This window comes from Idiomarina sp. ST20R2A10 (assembly GCF_051842345.1).
GTDB lineage: Bacteria > Pseudomonadota > Gammaproteobacteria > Enterobacterales > Alteromonadaceae > Idiomarina > Idiomarina loihiensis.
The window spans coordinates 40,704-58,290 of record NZ_JBNIEY010000013.1 but is presented as its reverse complement, the minus strand read 5'-3'; the positions used below and the strand labels follow the sequence as shown (position 1 = coordinate 58,290).

18 protein-coding genes are annotated in these 17,587 nt (G+C 47.5%); 1 reads left to right on the top strand and 17 read right to left on the bottom strand.

Going from position 1 to position 17,587, the window contains the following annotated elements:
• Positions 1-202 precede the first annotated feature (202 nt).
• From pssA to rluD, 4 genes are all read right to left on the bottom strand, one after another.
• Positions 203-1,030, bottom strand: a complete 828-nt coding sequence (gene pssA / locus ACP7H9_RS13570) for a CDP-diacylglycerol--serine O-phosphatidyltransferase (RefSeq protein WP_011234431.1) — start codon at positions 1,028-1,030, stop codon at positions 203-205.
• A gap of 88 nt (positions 1,031-1,118) precedes the next feature.
• Positions 1,119-3,692, bottom strand: a complete 2,574-nt coding sequence (gene clpB / locus ACP7H9_RS13565; protein ID WP_114982344.1) for an ATP-dependent chaperone ClpB — start codon at positions 3,690-3,692, stop codon at positions 1,119-1,121.
• Positions 3,693-3,764: 72 nt separating this feature from the next.
• Positions 3,765-4,478 carry a peptidoglycan editing factor PgeF gene (gene pgeF / locus ACP7H9_RS13560; RefSeq protein WP_114982345.1) on the bottom strand — a complete coding sequence of 238 codons (714 nt, stop codon included), beginning with the start codon at positions 4,476-4,478 and terminating at the stop codon, positions 3,765-3,767.
• On the bottom strand, positions 4,456-5,424 hold the full coding sequence (gene rluD, locus ACP7H9_RS13555; RefSeq protein WP_011234434.1) for a 23S rRNA pseudouridine(1911/1915/1917) synthase RluD: 969 nt from the start codon (positions 5,422-5,424) through the stop codon (positions 4,456-4,458). Before rluD ends, pgeF begins: the two co-directional genes overlap by 23 nt.
• A gap of 111 nt (positions 5,425-5,535) precedes the next feature.
• Here rluD and ACP7H9_RS13550 point away from each other — a divergent pair, with 111 nt between their 5' ends.
• Positions 5,536-6,306 (top strand): outer membrane protein assembly factor BamD, encoded by a 771-nt coding sequence (locus ACP7H9_RS13550; RefSeq protein WP_114982346.1) that lies wholly within the window; start codon positions 5,536-5,538, stop codon positions 6,304-6,306.
• A gap of 26 nt (positions 6,307-6,332) precedes the next feature.
• On the opposite strand, the gene glnB is transcribed toward ACP7H9_RS13550, so the two are convergent.
• The 13 genes from glnB to fliI form a co-directional block, all read right to left on the bottom strand.
• Positions 6,333-6,671, bottom strand: a complete 339-nt coding sequence (gene glnB / locus ACP7H9_RS13545) for a nitrogen regulatory protein P-II (protein WP_011234436.1) — start codon at positions 6,669-6,671, stop codon at positions 6,333-6,335.
• An 11-nt stretch (positions 6,672-6,682) separates the two neighbouring features.
• Positions 6,683-8,314, bottom strand: coding sequence for an NAD+ synthase (locus tag ACP7H9_RS13540; RefSeq protein ID WP_114982347.1), 1,632 nt, complete (start codon positions 8,312-8,314; stop codon positions 6,683-6,685).
• A 115-nt stretch (positions 8,315-8,429) separates the two neighbouring features.
• Positions 8,430-9,557: a flagellar biosynthesis protein FlhB gene (gene flhB / locus ACP7H9_RS13535; protein ID WP_011234438.1), complete on the bottom strand. Its 1,128-nt coding sequence runs from the start codon at positions 9,555-9,557 to the stop codon at positions 8,430-8,432.
• Between the two features lie 30 nt (positions 9,558-9,587).
• Entirely contained in the window at positions 9,588-10,373 is a 786-nt protein-coding gene (fliR, locus tag ACP7H9_RS13530; RefSeq protein ID WP_011234439.1) for a flagellar biosynthetic protein FliR, read from the bottom strand.
• Entirely contained in the window at positions 10,373-10,642 is a 270-nt protein-coding gene (gene fliQ / locus ACP7H9_RS13525) for a flagellar biosynthesis protein FliQ (RefSeq protein WP_011234440.1), read from the bottom strand. The genes fliR and fliQ overlap by 1 nt, the downstream gene beginning before the upstream one ends.
• Positions 10,643-10,650: 8 nt before the next feature.
• Positions 10,651-11,397, bottom strand: coding sequence for a flagellar type III secretion system pore protein FliP (gene fliP / locus ACP7H9_RS13520; RefSeq protein WP_011234441.1), 747 nt, complete (start codon positions 11,395-11,397; stop codon positions 10,651-10,653).
• Positions 11,394-11,744, bottom strand: a complete 351-nt coding sequence (gene fliO / locus ACP7H9_RS13515; protein WP_227016386.1) for a flagellar biosynthetic protein FliO — start codon at positions 11,742-11,744, stop codon at positions 11,394-11,396. Before fliO ends, fliP begins: the two co-directional genes overlap by 4 nt.
• Positions 11,719-12,174, bottom strand: a complete 456-nt coding sequence (gene fliN / locus ACP7H9_RS13510; RefSeq protein WP_011234443.1) for a flagellar motor switch protein FliN — start codon at positions 12,172-12,174, stop codon at positions 11,719-11,721. The genes fliO and fliN overlap by 26 nt, the downstream gene beginning before the upstream one ends.
• A gap of 31 nt (positions 12,175-12,205) precedes the next feature.
• Positions 12,206-13,270, bottom strand: coding sequence for a flagellar motor switch protein FliM (gene fliM, locus ACP7H9_RS13505; protein ID WP_016341320.1), 1,065 nt, complete (start codon positions 13,268-13,270; stop codon positions 12,206-12,208).
• Positions 13,271-13,286: 16 nt separating this feature from the next.
• Positions 13,287-13,829, bottom strand: coding sequence for a flagellar basal body-associated protein FliL (gene fliL, locus ACP7H9_RS13500; RefSeq protein WP_439222897.1), 543 nt, complete (start codon positions 13,827-13,829; stop codon positions 13,287-13,289).
• Positions 13,830-13,897: 68 nt separating this feature from the next.
• Positions 13,898-15,664 (bottom strand): flagellar hook-length control protein FliK, encoded by a 1,767-nt coding sequence (locus tag ACP7H9_RS13495; RefSeq protein ID WP_439222896.1) that lies wholly within the window; start codon positions 15,662-15,664, stop codon positions 13,898-13,900.
• A 124-nt stretch (positions 15,665-15,788) separates the two neighbouring features.
• Entirely contained in the window at positions 15,789-16,232 is a 444-nt protein-coding gene (gene fliJ / locus ACP7H9_RS13490) for a flagellar export protein FliJ (protein WP_114982349.1), read from the bottom strand.
• Between the two features lie 3 nt (positions 16,233-16,235).
• Positions 16,236-17,585 (bottom strand): flagellar protein export ATPase FliI, encoded by a 1,350-nt coding sequence (gene fliI / locus ACP7H9_RS13485; RefSeq protein ID WP_110014337.1) that lies wholly within the window; start codon positions 17,583-17,585, stop codon positions 16,236-16,238.
• Positions 17,586-17,587 lie beyond the last annotated feature (2 nt).

The window sequence follows — 17,587 nt, the reverse complement described above, 5'->3', positions numbered from 1 at the left end:
ACGTCCCTTTCGTTTCGTCAACCCATTTTTTTCAGCTTTTTCAGCCCGGTTAAAACAAAACGCCGTTGTCGGAATTTGTTGCAAATACACTTTGCAGATAACTCATGACAACGGCGGCGAATTATAGTGATCTCTCTGAGCCTTGCAAGATCTTTTTAGAACCTATTTGCTCGTTTGCTCAGAACTTCACCAATTTGCTAGTTTAATCTTCTTTCTCGGCTTTTTCTGCTTCTTTTTTAGTCTCTTTATTGTCATTAAAGTCGGCGTCATCTTCGTCATCGTCACCAACAACATGACCTAACTTCAATTTTTTTACATTCTTGATGGTTAATACCGGACCCGATAAGGCATACAAGAAGAATATTGAGAACAGCACTAAAGATGGTTGCGTCGCAACAATAACGAAAACCAAAACAATAACCAGAATAACGAGAAAAGAAACTTTGCCCTTCCAGTCTACGTCTTTAAAAGAGTGGTAGCGGAAATTCGTGACCATTAGCAGGCCAGCACAAATAGTAATAACGGCAGCAAAACCACCCATATCACTACCTTCGACACCGTACTCAGCGCCCACCCAGACTAAGCCTGCAACAATAGCTGCGGCGCTGGGTATTGCCAGACCCTGAAAGAAGTTTTTATCGGAGGAGCCGAGGTTAGTATTAAACCGCGCCAGCCGTAATGCACCACCAGCCACAAAAATAAAGGCTGCTAACCAACCTATTTTTCCGAGATCAGCCAAGGCATAGTTATACATGACCAAGGCCGGTGCCATACCAAAGGAGACGATATCGGCCATACTGTCGAATTCAGCCCCGAAGTCACTTTCGGTATTGGTCATTCTTGCAACCCGGCCGTCCAGCCCATCAAAAACCATTGCAATAAAAATTGCGACTGCCGCTTCAATAAAGCGATCGTTCATTGACGCGACTATGGCATAAAAGCCTGAAAACAAGCCTGCAGTCGTAAACAAGTTTGGCAGTAAATAGATACCGCGGCTCTTACCATTGGTATTTGAGCTGTCATTACTCATGTATAAAACACTCTTTAGTCACTAAATAGAAAGTAGTCAGGTTATCACATTAGGGCTTCGAACAGGAAATGCCCGAAGCCCTGTGTGGTTATTGCGTGATCACTAACCGCTCATTTTCAACACTTACTTTGATCGGTTTAGCAGGCTCAAGTTCCCCTGACAAGATTTTTTGCGCTAAAGGATTCTCCAACTCGTGTTGAATAGCACGTTTCAGAGGCCGCGCGCCAAATACCGGATCAAATCCCGTTCTTGCCAGATGAGATAAAGCCTTATCATCCAGTTCTAACTGATAGTCTTTGTCTTCCAGGCGCTTATAAAGGAGCTGCAACTGGAACTGCGCAATAGATCTAATTTCACTTTCCCCAAGAGGATGGAAAACAACGGTTTCGTCCACACGGTTAATGAACTCAGGACGGAAATGATGCGCCAGCACTTCCATAACCTCGGCCTTCATCTGCTCATAAGTATGCTCTTTGGCATGCTCCTGAATTAAATCAGAACCCAGGTTAGAGGTCATGATAATAACGGTATTTTTGAAATCGACCGTACGTCCCTGACCATCGGTTAAGCGGCCATCGTCCAATACCTGTAATAAGATATTAAAGACATCGGGGTGAGCCTTCTCTATTTCGTCCAACAAAATCACCGAATAAGGTTTACGCCGTACAGCTTCGGTTAAATAGCCACCTTCTTCATAGCCAACATAGCCAGGAGGCGCACCAACCAGACGAGCAACCGAATGCTTCTCCATGAACTCGGACATATCAATACGTACCATCGCATGGTCAGTATCAAACATGAAGTTCGCTAAAGCCTTAGATAATTCTGTTTTACCCACACCGGTTGGACCAAGGAATAAGAATGAACCAATAGGACGGTTTGGATCCCCAAGCCCCGCGCGTGAACGGCGAATGGCATTGGAAACCGCATCTACGGCTTCATTTTGACCCACTACCCGACTGTGGATTTGCTCTTCCATCTGCAACAGCTTTTCGCGCTCGCCTTCGAGCATTCTATTAACCGGAATCCCAGTCCAGCGTGACAATACGTCAGCAATTTCTTCTTCGGTAACACGGTTTTTGAGCAAACTCATATCCTGCATTTCGGCTTGCAAGGCTAAATCCAGTTGTCGCTCCAGTTCAGGAATCCGGCCATACTGAAGTTCTGACATCCGGTTTAAGTCACCGGCACGGCGGGCAATATCCATATCCGTGCGAGCCTGCTCTAGCTGCGCTTTAATATGTTGAGTACCTTGTACTGCCGCTTTTTCTGTATTCCAGACTTCTTCCAGTTCTTCATATTTACGTTCTTGCTCGTCTAGCTCGTCGTGCAGAATTTCCAAGCGTTTTTTGCTGGCATCATCTTTTTCTTTCTGCAACGCCTGACGTTCAAGTTTTAACTGAATAATTCGACGCTCCAGACGATCAAGATCCTCCGGCTTAGAGTCAATTTGCATACGAATACTTGATGCCGCCTCGTCAATTAAGTCGATGGCCTTATCCGGCAGTTTGCGATCACTGATATAACGATGCGATAAAGACGCCGCCGCAACAATCGCCGGATCGGTAATTTCCACCGAATGGTGCAGTTCGTAGCGCTCTTTCAAACCACGCAAAATAGCAATGGTGTCTTCCACGTTTGGCTCTTCCACCAGAACTTTCTGGAAGCGTCGTTCCAGCGCCGCATCTTTTTCAATATACTGACGATATTCATCCAATGTAGTAGCGCCGACACAGTGCAGCTCGCCGCGAGCCAGGGCTGGCTTCAACATGTTGCCGGCATCCATCGCACCGTCCGCTTTACCAGCACCGACCATGGTGTGCATTTCGTCAATAAACAAAATGATGCGACCTTCTTCTTTAGAAAGCTCAGTCAATACAGCTTTGAGTCGTTCTTCAAACTCGCCGCGGAATTTCGCTCCCGCTAATAAAGCCCCTAAATCCAGAGACAATACTCGTTTATGCTTTAAACCCTCAGGCACTTCGCCGTTAACAATACGCTGAGCTAACCCTTCAACAATGGCGGTTTTACCGACACCGGGGTCACCAATAAGTACCGGGTTGTTTTTAGTACGGCGCTGCAATACCTGAATAGTCCGGCGAATTTCTTCATCACGGCCAATAACAGGATCAAGCTTGCCCTGCTCCGCACGTTCAGTTAAATCAATGGTGTACTTGTCCAGCGCCTGACGTTTGTCTTCGGCATTAGGGTCATCCACTTTTTCGCCATCACGAATGTCGTTAATGGCTTTTTCCAACGCATCACGTTTTATGCCCTGCTGACGGAAAATATCGCCCAGCTTGCCTTTGTCTTCTGCCGCAGCCAGCAAAAACAGTTCAGACGAGATATAAGAATCATTTCTTATTTGCGCGTATTTATCGCACAGGTTTAAAAGTTGAGCTGTGTTCTGCGATAACTGAACGTCACCGCCGGTGCCCTCAACCTGAGGTAAGGCATCCAGGGCTTTCGACAAGTTCGCTCTGAACTGGGGAATGTCCACACCCAGCATGGTAAATAAAGGGCGCACTGAGCCACCGTTTTGATCCAACAGTGCCTGCATTAAATGGACGGGTTCTATGAATTGATGGTCACGTCCCAGAGCAATTGACTGAGCATCGGCAATTGCCATCTGAAACTTACTGGTAAATTTATCGTGTCGCATTGGTACTTCCTCACTTAATTCTTTCGTTAAGTTAAATGTGGGTACTTTTTGCGCATTTTCAAGTGACTAAAATTAATTTCGCCAAATAATTGACGCAAATCTAGCTGCAGCTTTCTCCTTGCGCCACGAGTACCAGCTTCGGTTATTACGAACAGTACATTCGCTGCTTTTGGTTATATCCTCAACGCCCGCGCGCAAACACTCGTCCGCTGCAATTGAGGCTAAATCGGCTAACCATTTACCGGAGTGAGAAATAAAATATTCCGCATTAGATGAATGCCGTGCAACGAACACATCTCTTACGTCATCACCTACTTCAAAAGCCGAAGCGCCGATAGACGGTCCTATCCAAATGCGAATGTTAGCCGCAGGGCTTTTAAAGCTTGCCAGAGCATTTTGTAATACCCCGCTGGCTAAACCTCGCCAACCTGCGTGCACTGCTGCAATTTCCTTTCCGTCGTCCGAACAGCAAAGAATAGGCAAACAGTCTGCGGTTAAAACCGCACAGACACTCTGGGGATCGTCGCTATAGACAGCATCCGCAACAGCAGACTTAAAAGGCCAACTCAAAACCTTATTGGTATGTTGTTGCTGCAGCCAGGTAACCGCGGTTGGTAATTTGAGTGAGCGCTGCAATTGTCGGCGACGCAGAAGAACCGCAGCGGGGTCATCTCCGACATGCGCGGCCAGGTTCCCAAAAGCTCTGGTGGTCACTGCCGCGTGAACATTCGACGGCAGCTCCCAGTCAGGAACTATAATGCCGTCATGCTGACTTGAAACGTTCATGATCAACGCGCAGTTCTTCAATTAAATATTGAAAATCGGTTGGCCGTGGAACATTAAACTCCAGCCAGTCGCCGGTAATTGGATGATGTAAGCCCAACGATGCCGCATGCAGCGCCTGGCGGTTAAACCCTCGCAACGTCTGCAATAAACGATCTTCAGCCTGTTTGGGCGGACGCGGTCGGCCGCCGTAGGTCAAGTCACCGACTAAGGGGTGGCGAATATGCGCCATATGCACGCGAATCTGGTGAGTTCGGCCGGACTCTAAACGCAGACGAAGTAATGTATGCGCACGGTAGCGATCTAACACACGATAATGCGTGACTGCCGGTTTCCCCGACTGCACCACCGCCATATGCGTACGTTTTGTCGGATGACGACCGATAGGTTGGTCAACCATGCCGCCGGCTGTCATCACACCATTACACACTGCTTCATATTCGCGAGTAATATCGCGATCCTGCATCATTGAGACTAGCTGCGTCTGTGCGGGCACATTACGCGCAACAACCATCAGTCCTGTTGTGTCTTTATCTAAACGGTGAATAATACCAGCCCGCGGCACTAAATCGAGCTGCGGATCGTAATGCAACAAACCGTTCAGCAAGGTTCTGTCAGGCGCTCCTGCTCCGGGATGGACAACTAAGCCCGCAGGCTTATTAATAACCAGAATATCGTCATCTTCATAAACAATATCCAGTTCCACCGGCTGTGCTGCGTGCCGCTCTTCCCCTTCAATTTCTGCGTCCACTGCAACTAAAGCACCGGCGACCACTTTTTCTCGCGGTTTTTCGATGACTTTTGTATCAATGGTCACTTTTCCATCAGTTATCCAGCTTTTTAAGCGAGACCTTGAGTAGTCAGGGAACAACTCTGCAAGTGCCTGGTCTAATCTTTTTCCAGCCAGAGACTCGGTAACAATGGCTTCTAATTCAATGCTTTTGTTCATATATTGGGTTTCGACTGTCAAAGCCTTTACGGCTGCGTTAGAATGCAAGAATATGCTAGTGTAACGGTTTGCCGGTGCAGCGCCAAAAAAATAAAGGGAATCCTTCATAATATGTTAAGTAATAAGTTAAGCCGAAGCCTCGTTTTATCATCGGTTCTGGGATTAATGTTAGCGGGTTGTTCAAGCCAGTCGGAAGAAGAACAAGTTGCAAAAACACAAGTCGAAGCCATGTATGAGCAGGCTCAGGAGAGTATGGCTAATGGTAATTTGAATTTGGCGCAGGAACAATTGTCCAGCCTGAACAAGCGTTACCCTTTTGGCCCTTTTGCTCATCAAATTCAGCTAGACCTTATTTATCTGCATTACAAACTCGATAATACAGACGAAGCCTTAGCCGCAATCGATCGCTTCATCAGCCTGAACCCAAATCATAAAGATGTCGATTACGCACTCTATATGCGCGGGTTGGTTAATCAGCGTGCTGAGCACAATGCCATACATAATCTGGCTGGCGTTGACCGCTCTGACCGTGACTCGTCTATGGCCCAGGCGGCATTTAAAGATTTTGCTGAGTTAGTTCGCAAGTATCCGAAAAGCGAATATGCAGCAGATGCGAAAAAGCGTTTAATTGCATTGAAAAGTCGTTTGGCTAAAAAAGAACTGGCTATCGCTCAATATTATATGGAGCGTCAGGCTTACTTAGCCGCAGCTAACCGTGGTCGGTATGTATTAGAGCATTTTTCAGACACACCGGAAGTCGAAAATGCCTTAGCTATAATGGTAGAAAGTTATGATCAACTGGAACTGCCTGAACTACGTGAAGACGCGATGAAGGTGCTGAGAGCAAACTTTCCTGAGAATCAGTTAGTCTCAGCCCGCTAGGTTATTACAAAGAATGACGCGGTAGCTTATACCGCGTCTTCGTTTTCCTCTCCGGTACGAATACGAATAACACGTTCAATCTCAGTGATAAAAATTTTCCCATCACCAATTTTTCCGGTTTGAGCGGTTTCCATAATGGCTTCAATACAACGCTCAACTTCACTATCCGCAACCACAACTTCCAGTTTTACTTTTGGTAGAAAATCGACCATGTACTCCGCGCCACGATAAAGTTCGGTATGGCCTTTCTGACGACCAAAGCCTTTTACCTCTGACACAGTCATACCGGCAATGCCGACTTCAGACAGCGCTTCGCGCACGTCGTCCAACTTAAACGGCTTAATAATGGCTTCAACTTTTTTCATCAGTATTTATCCTATTGACCTTGTCGCTGTAATTCATGGCGATAGTGACTGGTAATAGGGTAACGACGATCTTTACCAAAGTTACGAGGTGTCACTTTAGGCCCAACTGCAGATTGGCGACGCTTGTATTCATTTAGATCAACCAGGCGAACCACCCGGCGCACGTCTTCCTCTACAAATCCGGCCGCGATAATATCGGTTACCGACCAGTCTCTCTCTACATACAATGCCAGAATGCGATCTAAATCGCTATAGTCTGGTAGCGAATCAGAATCCACTTGATCGGGTGCGAGTTCAGCAGAAGGCGGTCTGTCTATAACCCTTTGAGGTATGCAGGCACCCCGAGTATTACGAAACTCGGCCAATTGATAAACCAGCAACTTAGGAATGTCTTTAATAGGCGCAAAACCGCCACACATATCACCATATAAGGTTGCATAACCCACCGCCATTTCACTTTTGTTGCCAGTAGCCAACACCAGCGAACCGGTTTTATTGGATAAAGCCATAAGTAATACACCGCGACAGCGGGACTGCAGGTTTTCTTCGGTGGTATCGGTTTCGGTCTCTCCGAATAACGGTCCCAACTGAGTCATAAACTCATTAAACATGGGCTCAATTGGCACAACGTCGTAGCGAACACCTAAGGTATCAGCTTGCTTCTCTGCATCTTCCAGACTCATATCTGAAGTATAACGAAACGGCATCATAACAGCATGAACCTTATCGGCTCCCAGAGCGTCGCTTGCTATCGCCAAAGTTAATGCGGAATCGATTCCACCTGACAAGCCTAATGCCACACCAGAAAAACCATTCTTGGTCACATAGTCACGCACCGCCAACACCAGAGCGTCGTATACATGAGCCAAGTCGTTTTGTTCAGCCTTAGGCTCAAAACCGACACAACGGATACCTTTGTCTTCGTAAGTTACGCTTGCCGTGGTCATTTCACAGTGCGGTAGTTCGGCAACCAGCTCACCTTCTGCATCTAAAACCAGTGAATGGCCATCAAACACCAGCTCATCCTGCGCACCACAATTATTCAAATACAAAATGGGTTTACCGGCTTCTGCCACACGCTGTTTCAACACACCTAAGCGCTGTTCGTGTTTGTTTAACTCGTACGGAGAAGCATTAATTGAAAGCACCAGATCAATGTCATCATCCAATAATTGTTGTAAGGGTTGCGGATGCCACAAGTCTTCACAAATTTGTAAGCCAATGCGCACGCCCTGCCATTCAAACACCTGACTCTGATGGCCCGGAATAAAGTAACGTTGTTCATCAAAAACACCGTAATTGGGCAGGCGCTGTTTAAAGTAGCGGTGCAGGCATTCGCCCCGGTGTAGCACGGACATAGCGTTGAACAACTCTCCGCCAACGGCCTGCGGATGGCCGACAATAACCACACAATCTGAAGCCGCTGCGCTGATTTGTTCTACCGCATTATCCACTGCCTGATGTAGGTCATCGCGGAATAATAAGTCTTCCGGCGGATAACCGGTAATAGCCAGCTCAGGGAACACAATAATGTCGTGTTGCTCGCCCTGCTCACGCAGCGTTTTTAAAATTAGGGCGGTGTTGTTGTGAATGGCACCAACTGTAAAGTCCAGCTGTGCCAGGCACAAAGAAAGTTTAGCCATAACTGCTTAGTCCAAATTTGCCACTGCCGATATCGGCACGAATGGTGGCGAATGATATAGCAGCCCGTCTTAACGCGCAAATTATGCAAGTCGAATGACGTTGTAATCAGGCTGGTTAGTAACGTAAATCGTCCGGAATATCTTTATCCATAGGTGGTTTTTTCGGACGTTTAGCCTGCCCTTTCTTAAACATTCGTAATTGATATACGTACGCAAGAATCTGTGCCACGGCCACGAACAGCCCTTTCGGAATTTCTTTTTCCAGCTCGGTGGTATGGTAAATTGAGCGGGCAAGCCCCGGCGAAGCAACCAGCGGAATTTCATATTCCAGAGCAATTTCACGAATTTTTGCAGCAGTTTCATCGGTTCCTTTTGCAAGAAGAACCGGAGCCTGTACGCCGCCGTCGTCATATTTTAAAGCGACAGCATAGTGGGTAGGGTTAGTTACAACAACGTCGGCCTTAGGCACTTCCTGCATCATTCGGCGATTTGCCATTTCCATTTGTAAGCGACGAATACGCCCTTTAACTTCCGGACTCCCTTCCGTGTCTTTGTGTTCGTCTTTGACTTCCTGCTTACTCATTTTTAAGTCTTTATTGTGTTTCCATACCTGGAAGGGAGCATCAATAACGACAATAAGAAATATCGACAAACACAACAACAGGAACATCCATAGTAAGGTGTCCAGCGCGTTTTCAATCATGGTCGGCATCTGCCCCATAGACATTTGCAGAATGTCGACAAATTTCCACTTAAGCAGAAAGTATGCAGAAACGGCTACCACCATAAACTTAGCTATGGCTTTTATCAGCTCCACCAATGCCTGAACACCAAACATCCGTTTAAATCCATTAAGCGGATTCATCCGGTTAAATTTAGGTGCCATTGCCTGAGCGGAAAAGTTAATGCCACCCAACCAGCTGTTCCCCAGAAAGGTAAACACCACAATAAAGGCAAAAATGGTCAGTATTGGCCAGAGAATTTCACCAAAGGCAATGGCAAAGGCTTCATACATTTTGCTGGTGTCAAACGCGTGCTGTCGGTCAAGCGTAAACATAATTTCAAAAACGTTACGCACGCCCTGGTACAAAGCACCGCCGAACCAGAAAAACGAAACTGCCGCACTCACCAGTACAAAGCCGGTTCCCATTTCTTTGGAGCGAGCAATTTGGCCTTTGTCGCGGGCCTGCTGTTTTCGTCGCTCCGTGGGGTCTTCTGTACGTTCCTGATCAGTCTCAGCCATGCTTACTGCCCTTTGTCAGAGAAAGTCGATTTAAGCACATTGACTACCCAATATCTCGCACATGGTTTGTACAACCCGCGCCCATTGGTTTTCGAAGTGAAAAATAAAGCCGCCCATGGTTAGCCACACAACCACTAATCCACTGACCATAGTAATAGGAAAACCAATAGCAAAAATGTTCAGCTGTGGAGCCGCCCGGGTCATAACCCCAAAGCTTAAGTTAATTAGCAGCAACGCAATGACCCCCGAAAGCATCGCCGTTAAGGCCGCCGAGAACATGTAAACGCCCCACTCCGCAACCGCAAATAAAGCGTCGGCATCCAACCCGGTCATACCCACAGGTATTGCGTCAAAACTGGCAACAACCATATGAATCATTAATAAATGCCCGTCGAACGCGAGAAAAACCAGACTGGCTAACATTAAAAAGAACTGTGCAATAACCGGCACTTGCTGGCCGTTGGTGGGGTCAACCATAGAGGCGAAACCCAAACCAATTTGCATGGCAATAATTTGGCCACCCAGAACAAATGTTTGCAGGAACAAAATGGAAAGCAACCCTAAGGCAACCCCAATAACGACTTGCTGTGCTGTAACTAAGAAACCGCCTACCGACATCATTTCAACGCCCGCATTAATTTCCGGCAAAGCAGGTGAAACGGCCATAATAATGGCAAGAGATAAAAAGATTTTGACGCGGGAGTTCACTATGGTGCCGGAAAACAGTGCCATACTCATGATCATTGATGACACCCGTGTTAGCGGCCACAGGTGTTGTTCCAACCACTCAAGCAGAACAGAAGTCACCAGATCCATTAGCCGACCACTTCAGGTATCCGGTTAAACATCTCGATAGTGAAGTCCATTACGGTTTCAGTCAGGAAGTGTCCACCAAGACCAATAACGGCAAGAGTGACAAGTAGGCGAGGCAGAAAGCTTAAGGTTTGCTCGTTGATAGAGGTAGCTGCCTGGAAAACCGCAACGACCAGACCCACCAAAAGTCCGGGAATAATTATAAAAGCCACCATAATCACTATGGTTTTCAAAGCTTCCTGAAAAATGTCGAGAAACATTTCCGGTGACATATTGCCTCCTAAACCCCGAAACTTCCGGCCAGGGTACTCATGGTTAAACTCCAGCCATCAACCAGCACGAACAACATGAGTTTAAACGGCAGCGATACGATCATGGGCGACAGCATCATCATACCCATGGCCATGAGAACGCTGGCGACCACCAAATCAATAATCAAAAACGGAATAAACAGCATGAAGCCTATTTGAAAGGCGGTTTTTAGCTCGGAAGTTATAAAGGACGGAATAAGCACCGACATAGGCACGTCCTCCGGCTCTTGCACGCCCTCGGTTCCTGATATTTCGACAAAGGTTTCTAAATCGGTTAAGCGTGTTTGCGCCAGCATAAAGGCTTTTATCGGCGCTTTTGCTCTGTCGACCGCCTCCATCGACTGTATCTCTTCATTTAAGTAGGGTTGTAACGCTTTGTCATTTATTTCGTTTAAAACCGGCGTCATGATGAAAAAGCTTAAAAACAGCGCAATACCCAGTAGCACCTGATTAGAAGGCGACTGTTGCAGACCGATGGCCTGACGCAGAATAGCTAAAACGATAATAATTCGGGTAAATGAGGTCATCATAATGACCATAGCGGGAATGAAGGTCAGCGCCGTCATTATCGCCAAAATTTGCAGCGTTACAGAGTACTCTTCACTACCATCGGGGTTTGTTTTTACCGTAACCGCAGTAAGATCCTGCCAGGCGAAAGCCTGCTCAGGCAGCAAACACAACACGGCTAAAATACAAAGCAGCAACCAGCGGTTCATTGTTCTTGTTTTCCTTCCAGGTTGATATCGCCTGGCAACTCTTTCAGGCATTCTATGCGTTGCTGAGTGACACCAAGTAACAATTTCTGCCCCCCAACATCCACAATGACCAGCCGTTCTTTGGGCCCTAAAGACACGCTACTCAGTACTTTCAGACCAGATGCGCCCTGAAACTTGAGGTTAAAGCGTTTTAACAGCGAGGCTAAAACCACAATCACCGCTAAAACGGCAAAAAGCGCCAAAACCATGGCGCCTATGTCATTGCCTGAAATAATGCCAGCTTTCTCTTCCGCCTTGGCAGCAGAGGGCAACAGCACCAAGCTAGCGAAGCTTACGAATACGTTCAATCTGACTAATAACATCGGTTAAGCGTATCCCGAATTTATCATTAACAACAACCACCTCGCCATGCGCAATCAAGGTGCCGTTAACCAGTACATCCAGTGGTTCACCGGCAACACGTTCCAGTTCCACCACAGAGCCCTGGTTCAATTGCAGCAAATTACGAATGCTAATTTGGCTACGACCCACTTCCATAGAAATGGTAACAGGAATATCGAGAATGGCGTCGAGCTTGCGCTTTTCTTCCTCGGTTACCGGCTTATCTTCACTCAGTTCTTCGAGTTCAGCGGTCTGCACGTTATCCATACCAGAATGACTGGACGACTTTCCTGCGCCTTCACCGGCTCCTGATTCGCCACTTTCTTCATCTTCAGCAGCTTCCTGTTCAGCCATTGCTGCTTCCCAGTCATCCATATCTTTATCATCGTTACTCATGTTGCAACCTCACTTTCTCAAGCAGCAATTATTATAAATCAATATCTTCTTCTAACTGTTGTAACTCGGCATCACCACCAATTCGGCGGCCTCCACGAGTCAACATATGAATATCCGACTTCACGGTTTCAGGGCGTTTAATCTTCTCTGAAATTTTCAAAGCGACATTGTCTCTTGAACGCCCCATTTTCGCATGGAAAGTCGGTAAATCTTCAATTAGTACGGTTAAGTCGTCTGGCAACTCAAGCGGAATAACATCGCCTTCGCGCAAATCCATCACCTCACGTAACGACATTTCGGTTTGCGCCAGTTTGGCAATCATTTCCACCGGAACATCCATAATCTCGTCACGTAACGCTTTACTCCAGCGCATATCGGTGTCTTCTTTATCCGACTGCACACCGGCATCCAACAGCTCGCGAATGGGCTCCAGCATGGAGTAAGGCAATGCAATGTGGAAATCTCCCCCGCCACCATCTAGCTCAATATGAAACGAACTAATAACGATAACTTCGGTTGGGCTAACAATGTTCGCCATGGCCGGGTTAACTTCCGAGTCTAAATACTCAAAGCCCACGTCCATGACAGGAGCCCAGGCTTCTTTGTAATCTTCAAATACCAGCTTCAGCAACATTTGAATGATGCGGCGCTCAGTCGGCGTAAATTCACGGCCTTCAATTTTTGCATGATAGCGACCATCGCCACCGAAAAAGTTATCGACCAGAATAAAGACTAAACGTGCCTCCATAGTGATTAGTGCCGTTCCTTTAAGCGGACGGAAACGCACCATGTTTAAACTGGTCGGTACGAACAAGGTATGCACGTACTCACCAAATTTAATCATCTGGACACCGTTAATAGACACTTCGGCGGTGCGGCGCATCATGTTGAATAAGCTGACCCGCATATGACGGGCAAAACGCTCATTAACAATTTCCAGCGTTGGCATACGTCCACGAACAATTCTATCTTGCGATGAAAAGTCATAGTCGAGCGCATCCGCAGAGGCAGATTCTTTCTCTGTGTCCTCTTCTTCAACGTCATCAACACCATGTAAAAGCGCGTCAATTTCGTCTTGAGATAGTAAGTCACTCACAGCCATAATAGCTCACTTATTGCATTACCAAGCTGGTAAATAAAACCTGTTCAACAACCGGTTTCCCGGTTACTTCTTCGAGCGCAGAACGAACTTCAGTCAAAGCCAGTTCACGTAACTGACCTTTACCCTCGGCTGTTTTTAACCTGTCAGCCGTGGTTGAGGAAAACACCTCATGCAGCGTGCCTTCAATTAACGGAATATGCTTTTTCGCCAGTTCTTCACTCTCTTCGCCGCGCACCATTAACTGCGCTTTAATTTGTACTGTTCGCTCACGTGAGTCACCCGGGACAATGAAAACGAAAGGCCGGGGCATACCAACATAAAGTGCATTGCCAATTTCCGGGCGTGGCGATGATGACGGTGCCGCTGCGCTGCTCATACCATTTTCGGCAGCAGCTGATTCACCCTCAGACGAGCCACCGAATAGCCACAACACCAGGACTACGGTAATAATTAAAACAATACCGATACCACCGAAGATAATCAGTTTTTTCTTCTTACCACCGGCCTGCTCTTCAGTTTGTTCCGTATCGTTGTTGTCTTTATCTTCTGCCATGCTCAAGTTCCTGTATTACCGTCCACCGACAGCTACTATAGCTTGATAGCCGCTTTAGATATACCGTTTCAAACATAGAAATCGACTTGTCCGTCAGCAAGCACCCGGCCTTCTTCTAAAGCTATTTCACCCTCAACAGCCCAGTCTTCCGCATCATGAGATCCTCCGGCTTGCCCGCCAGCGGTGCGCCCGCCTTCTTTGCTTTGCTCTCCAACCTGAGTATCAGCTAAATTGATGCCTTGCTGTTCCAGCATTTCGCGTAATCGCGGCATGGTCGTCTCTAACGCATCTCGAGCCTGTTGTGTCTGGGCCTGAAACTGGACTGACGCCTGCTCACCGCTCATGTTAACTCGAATGTGAACACTACCAAGTTCCGGCGGATCCAGACGAATATCCGCACGCTGGATATTCCTGCTCATCATAATATTGATGCGTTCCTGCAATTTTTGCGACGCTTCCGTTTGCTGCAAGTCTAATGGACGTTGCAATGCCTGCAAAGTATTAGCCTGACTGGATTCATTCGCAGCTACAGTTCCCTGCGCGGTTGACACCATTTGCCCCTGAATTGCCCGGGCCGCACTGGCGTCAACTAAAGCGTCGGTGTTATTCCGAAAGACTTGTCCCTGCTGACCCGCATCGGCTACCTTTGTTTCTGCTTCAACAGCTGTATTCACAGAAGCAGCTTTAGTCGTTTGCTTGCCGTCATCGCTTTTAGCACCAATATCGCCAGAACCAGCTTTTTCTTTACCGGCTTTAACGTCTGTTGCTGTAATAACCGACTCTGACGCCTTACCCTCTACCGACTTTTCACTCAGTCCTGTACGGCCTTTTAATAATAGCCTTACTTCAGCCAATAATTGCTCAGCTTTAGCCGACTGTTCCTGAGTCAAAGCCTGAGGCTTATCTGCGCCGCCATTCTGGCTGGCTAAAATCTTGCGCAATTCGGCAGTAAACTGCTGCAGTTTCTTCTGCTCCGCTAAACTTAACTCGCTACTTTCGCCCTTCGCTTGTTGCGCAGAAACTTGCTGCTCCAGTTGCTTAAGCAAATTTGTTAATTCTTCAGCACTTTGCGGCTTGCCTGTGTTTTTATCCGCAGATGCAGACAATTGAGACAGTACTCGCTCTGCAGCCTCATTCAAAGCCTGAGTTAAGGCTTTTTCATTACCCACTAATAACTTATCAGCATCGGCTTTGGGTAAAAGGGGTTCAAGCAAGTTAACAATGAATTTCCCGGCATCCTCAACCGCACTTTCAGCACCTTCACCCTGTTCTGCCGCCTGTATCAGTTGTTGAAGCTTTGCCTGTAATGCCTGTTTATCACTATCGGTCATGCCGGCCAGCAGCTCATCGGCAAACTTCTGCCGCTCGGCATCCGTCATAACAGCGTCACCCTCTCCTTCACCCGCAGAATCCAGCTTAGCCATTAAAGCTTCCAGCATTTCAGCCAGTTGCTCATCTGTCATTTTTAGTTCGCCATCGCCCGCAGCAAGATCTATCTCGTCACTCACCGCAGTTTCGCCTTCAGAGCTAACCTCAGCACTTTCCTGCTTCATTTGCTGCAACAGTTCCCATAAATTTCGGGTTACCGGCTCACCGGCATTTTTGCGCTCAACGTCTTTGCCTTCAACCTCACCTTCACCGTCGTTACCGGCTTTCTGGTAGGCTTCAATTTTAGCGGCCAGTTGTTGCAGCTCTTTATCGCCACTATTTTGCTTTAGCATCAGCCGCGAGAACTCACCGCTATCGCCATCGGCGCTCTTCAATGATAGGTCGTTACCTTTACCAACACGTGCAAAGTTGTCGGCAGATTCGGTTAGATTAAGCAGCTGTTGCATAGTTTTAGTCCTGAATTAAGTGCTTATTGACGCCTTGCTTAATAATACTCCGCAATGCGCTTGCGCTATTTTCAATAGCTGAGCAAACAATATCTAGCAAGTATCTAAGCAAATTTCGTTCCAACTATTTTCTGGCGCGAATAAAACGCTGACTGCTAAAATCGTCCAGATTATTTTGTTCTTTTCTGGCTTCGGCTACTTGCTCACGCTTGCGCTTTTCTTTTATTAAAAAATCTATCGACTCGCGCTTGCGACGCTGCGCCAGCCAACGATCTTTGCGCTGTTGTAACACTTGCTGCAACTTAATAATATCGTGATGCAACTGTTCAACACCTTCATCTAACTTACCGACAAATGCGTGATACTGCCCTACCTGAATTGAGGCAATCCCGCTTTGCCCGCGATGCTGCAACTGATTTAAGTAGTCGAGTCGATATTTTGACATACCGTCCAGGCGCATCTGTTGCTCCTGAACCTGTTGCTGCACCTGAGAGAAATCCTGAGCGGCTTTATCTTCGCGCCTCTGTTCCAGCTCCAGCAACATTTCCAATTGTGCCAACTCAGCCATAAATTACATGCTCGCTGACTGTTTCTGCTTCGGATTGACTAGCTGATTAAGGAGCAACAAGCTTTCATCATAGTTCACAACTTCCCGCATTTTCTGTTGCAAAAACATACTTACTCGCGGCTGCATTGCAATAGCCTGATCGATAGCCGGGTCACTTCCGCGGGTGTATGCGCCAATGGAAATCAAGTCGCGATTGCGACGGTAACTTGAGTACCACTGTCTAACTTTAATCGCCTGTTGCATATGCTCTTCCGAAACAACCTGTGGCATAACCCGGCTAATAGAAGCTTCAATATCTATTGCCGGATAATGACCGCTGTCGGCCAGTTCCCGGTTCAGTACAATATGTCCGTCCAGTATTGCTCTCGCGGAGTCCGCAATGGGGTCCTGTAAGTCATCACCTTCAGTCAGAACCGTATAAAACGCGGTCACAGAACCTTGTCCGTCGCCGCCATTCCCTGCTCTCTCGACCAATGCTGGTAACTTAGCGAAAACAGAAGGCGGATAACCTTTGGTTGCCGGTGGTTCACCCACAGCAAGGGCAATTTCCCGTTGCGCCATGGCGTAACGAGTCAGTGAATCCATTAACAGCAACACATTCAGACCCTGGTCACGAAAATATTCGGCAACCTGAGAGGCTGTTTCACAACCACGTAAACGAATAAGCGGCGACTGGTCAGCAGGCGCTGCTATTACAACCGCTTTTTCACGGCCTTCCTCACCAAGTATTTCTTCTATAAATTCTTTTACTTCCCGGCCACGTTCGCCTATCAGGCCAACTACAATCACATCCGCCGTGGTACCGCGAGTCATCATGCCCAACAGCACACTTTTACCCACGCCACTACCAGCAAACAGCCCCATTCGCTGCCCCTGCCCCACGGTTAAGCAGGCATTAATAGCCGTTACGCCAACGTCCAGCGGCTGCTTCACCTGACGTCGGTTCAGCGGGTTCATGGGTTTGCTTCGGTAGGTTTTTCCGTCAGAAAAAATGGGGCCTTTATCATCAAGGGGCTCGCCACGAGCATCAATAACACGACCCAGCAGCTCCATACCCAGCGGCAATTGATTCTTGCGGTTTAGTGGGCGTACTCTGGCTCCGGGAATAACGCCATGGGCGTCTTCGGTAGGCATTAAGTAACTGATGTTGCCTTCAAAACCCACCACTTCGGCTTCAATATCTCCGCTGTCAGCCTCCACAGCTACGCTTGACCCCACAGGAGCGCGACAGCCAACGGCCTCAAACATTAAACCGACGACGCGGGTAAGATATCCCGACACAGCCACTGATGGCTTTTGGATACGCTCACGTTTTTTGCGTAGTTGTTTCACTAACTGCTCAGAAGCGCTCATGG

Coding starts and splice junctions, on each gene's coding strand:
- pssA (WP_011234431.1), bottom strand. CDS start 1,030: ATGAGTAATGACAGCTCAAATACCAATGGTAAGAGCCGCGGTATCTAT.
- clpB (WP_114982344.1), bottom strand. CDS start 3,692: ATGCGACACGATAAATTTACCAGTAAGTTTCAGATGGCAATTGCCGAT.
- pgeF (WP_114982345.1), bottom strand. CDS start 4,478: ATGAACGTTTCAAGTCAGCATGACGGCATTATAGTTCCTGACTGGGAG.
- rluD (WP_011234434.1), bottom strand. CDS start 5,424: ATGAACAAAAGCATTGAATTAGAAGCCATTGTTACCGAGTCTCTGGCT.
- ACP7H9_RS13550 (WP_114982346.1), top strand. CDS start 5,536: ATGTTAAGTAATAAGTTAAGCCGAAGCCTCGTTTTATCATCGGTTCTG.
- glnB (WP_011234436.1), bottom strand. CDS start 6,671: ATGAAAAAAGTTGAAGCCATTATTAAGCCGTTTAAGTTGGACGACGTG.
- ACP7H9_RS13540 (WP_114982347.1), bottom strand. CDS start 8,314: ATGGCTAAACTTTCTTTGTGCCTGGCACAGCTGGACTTTACAGTTGGT.
- flhB (WP_011234438.1), bottom strand. CDS start 9,557: ATGGCTGAGACTGATCAGGAACGTACAGAAGACCCCACGGAGCGACGA.
- fliR (WP_011234439.1), bottom strand. CDS start 10,373: ATGGATCTGGTGACTTCTGTTCTGCTTGAGTGGTTGGAACAACACCTG.
- fliQ (WP_011234440.1), bottom strand. CDS start 10,642: ATGTCACCGGAAATGTTTCTCGACATTTTTCAGGAAGCTTTGAAAACC.
- fliP (WP_011234441.1), bottom strand. CDS start 11,397: ATGAACCGCTGGTTGCTGCTTTGTATTTTAGCCGTGTTGTGTTTGCTG.
- fliN (WP_011234443.1), bottom strand. CDS start 12,174: ATGAGTAACGATGATAAAGATATGGATGACTGGGAAGCAGCAATGGCT.
- fliL (WP_439222897.1), bottom strand. CDS start 13,829: ATGGCAGAAGATAAAGACAACAACGATACGGAACAAACTGAAGAGCAG.
- ACP7H9_RS13495 (WP_439222896.1), bottom strand. CDS start 15,664: ATGCAACAGCTGCTTAATCTAACCGAATCTGCCGACAACTTTGCACGT.
- fliJ (WP_114982349.1), bottom strand. CDS start 16,232: ATGGCTGAGTTGGCACAATTGGAAATGTTGCTGGAGCTGGAACAGAGG.
- fliI (WP_110014337.1), bottom strand. CDS start 17,585: ATGAGCGCTTCTGAGCAGTTAGTGAAACAACTACGCAAAAAACGTGAG.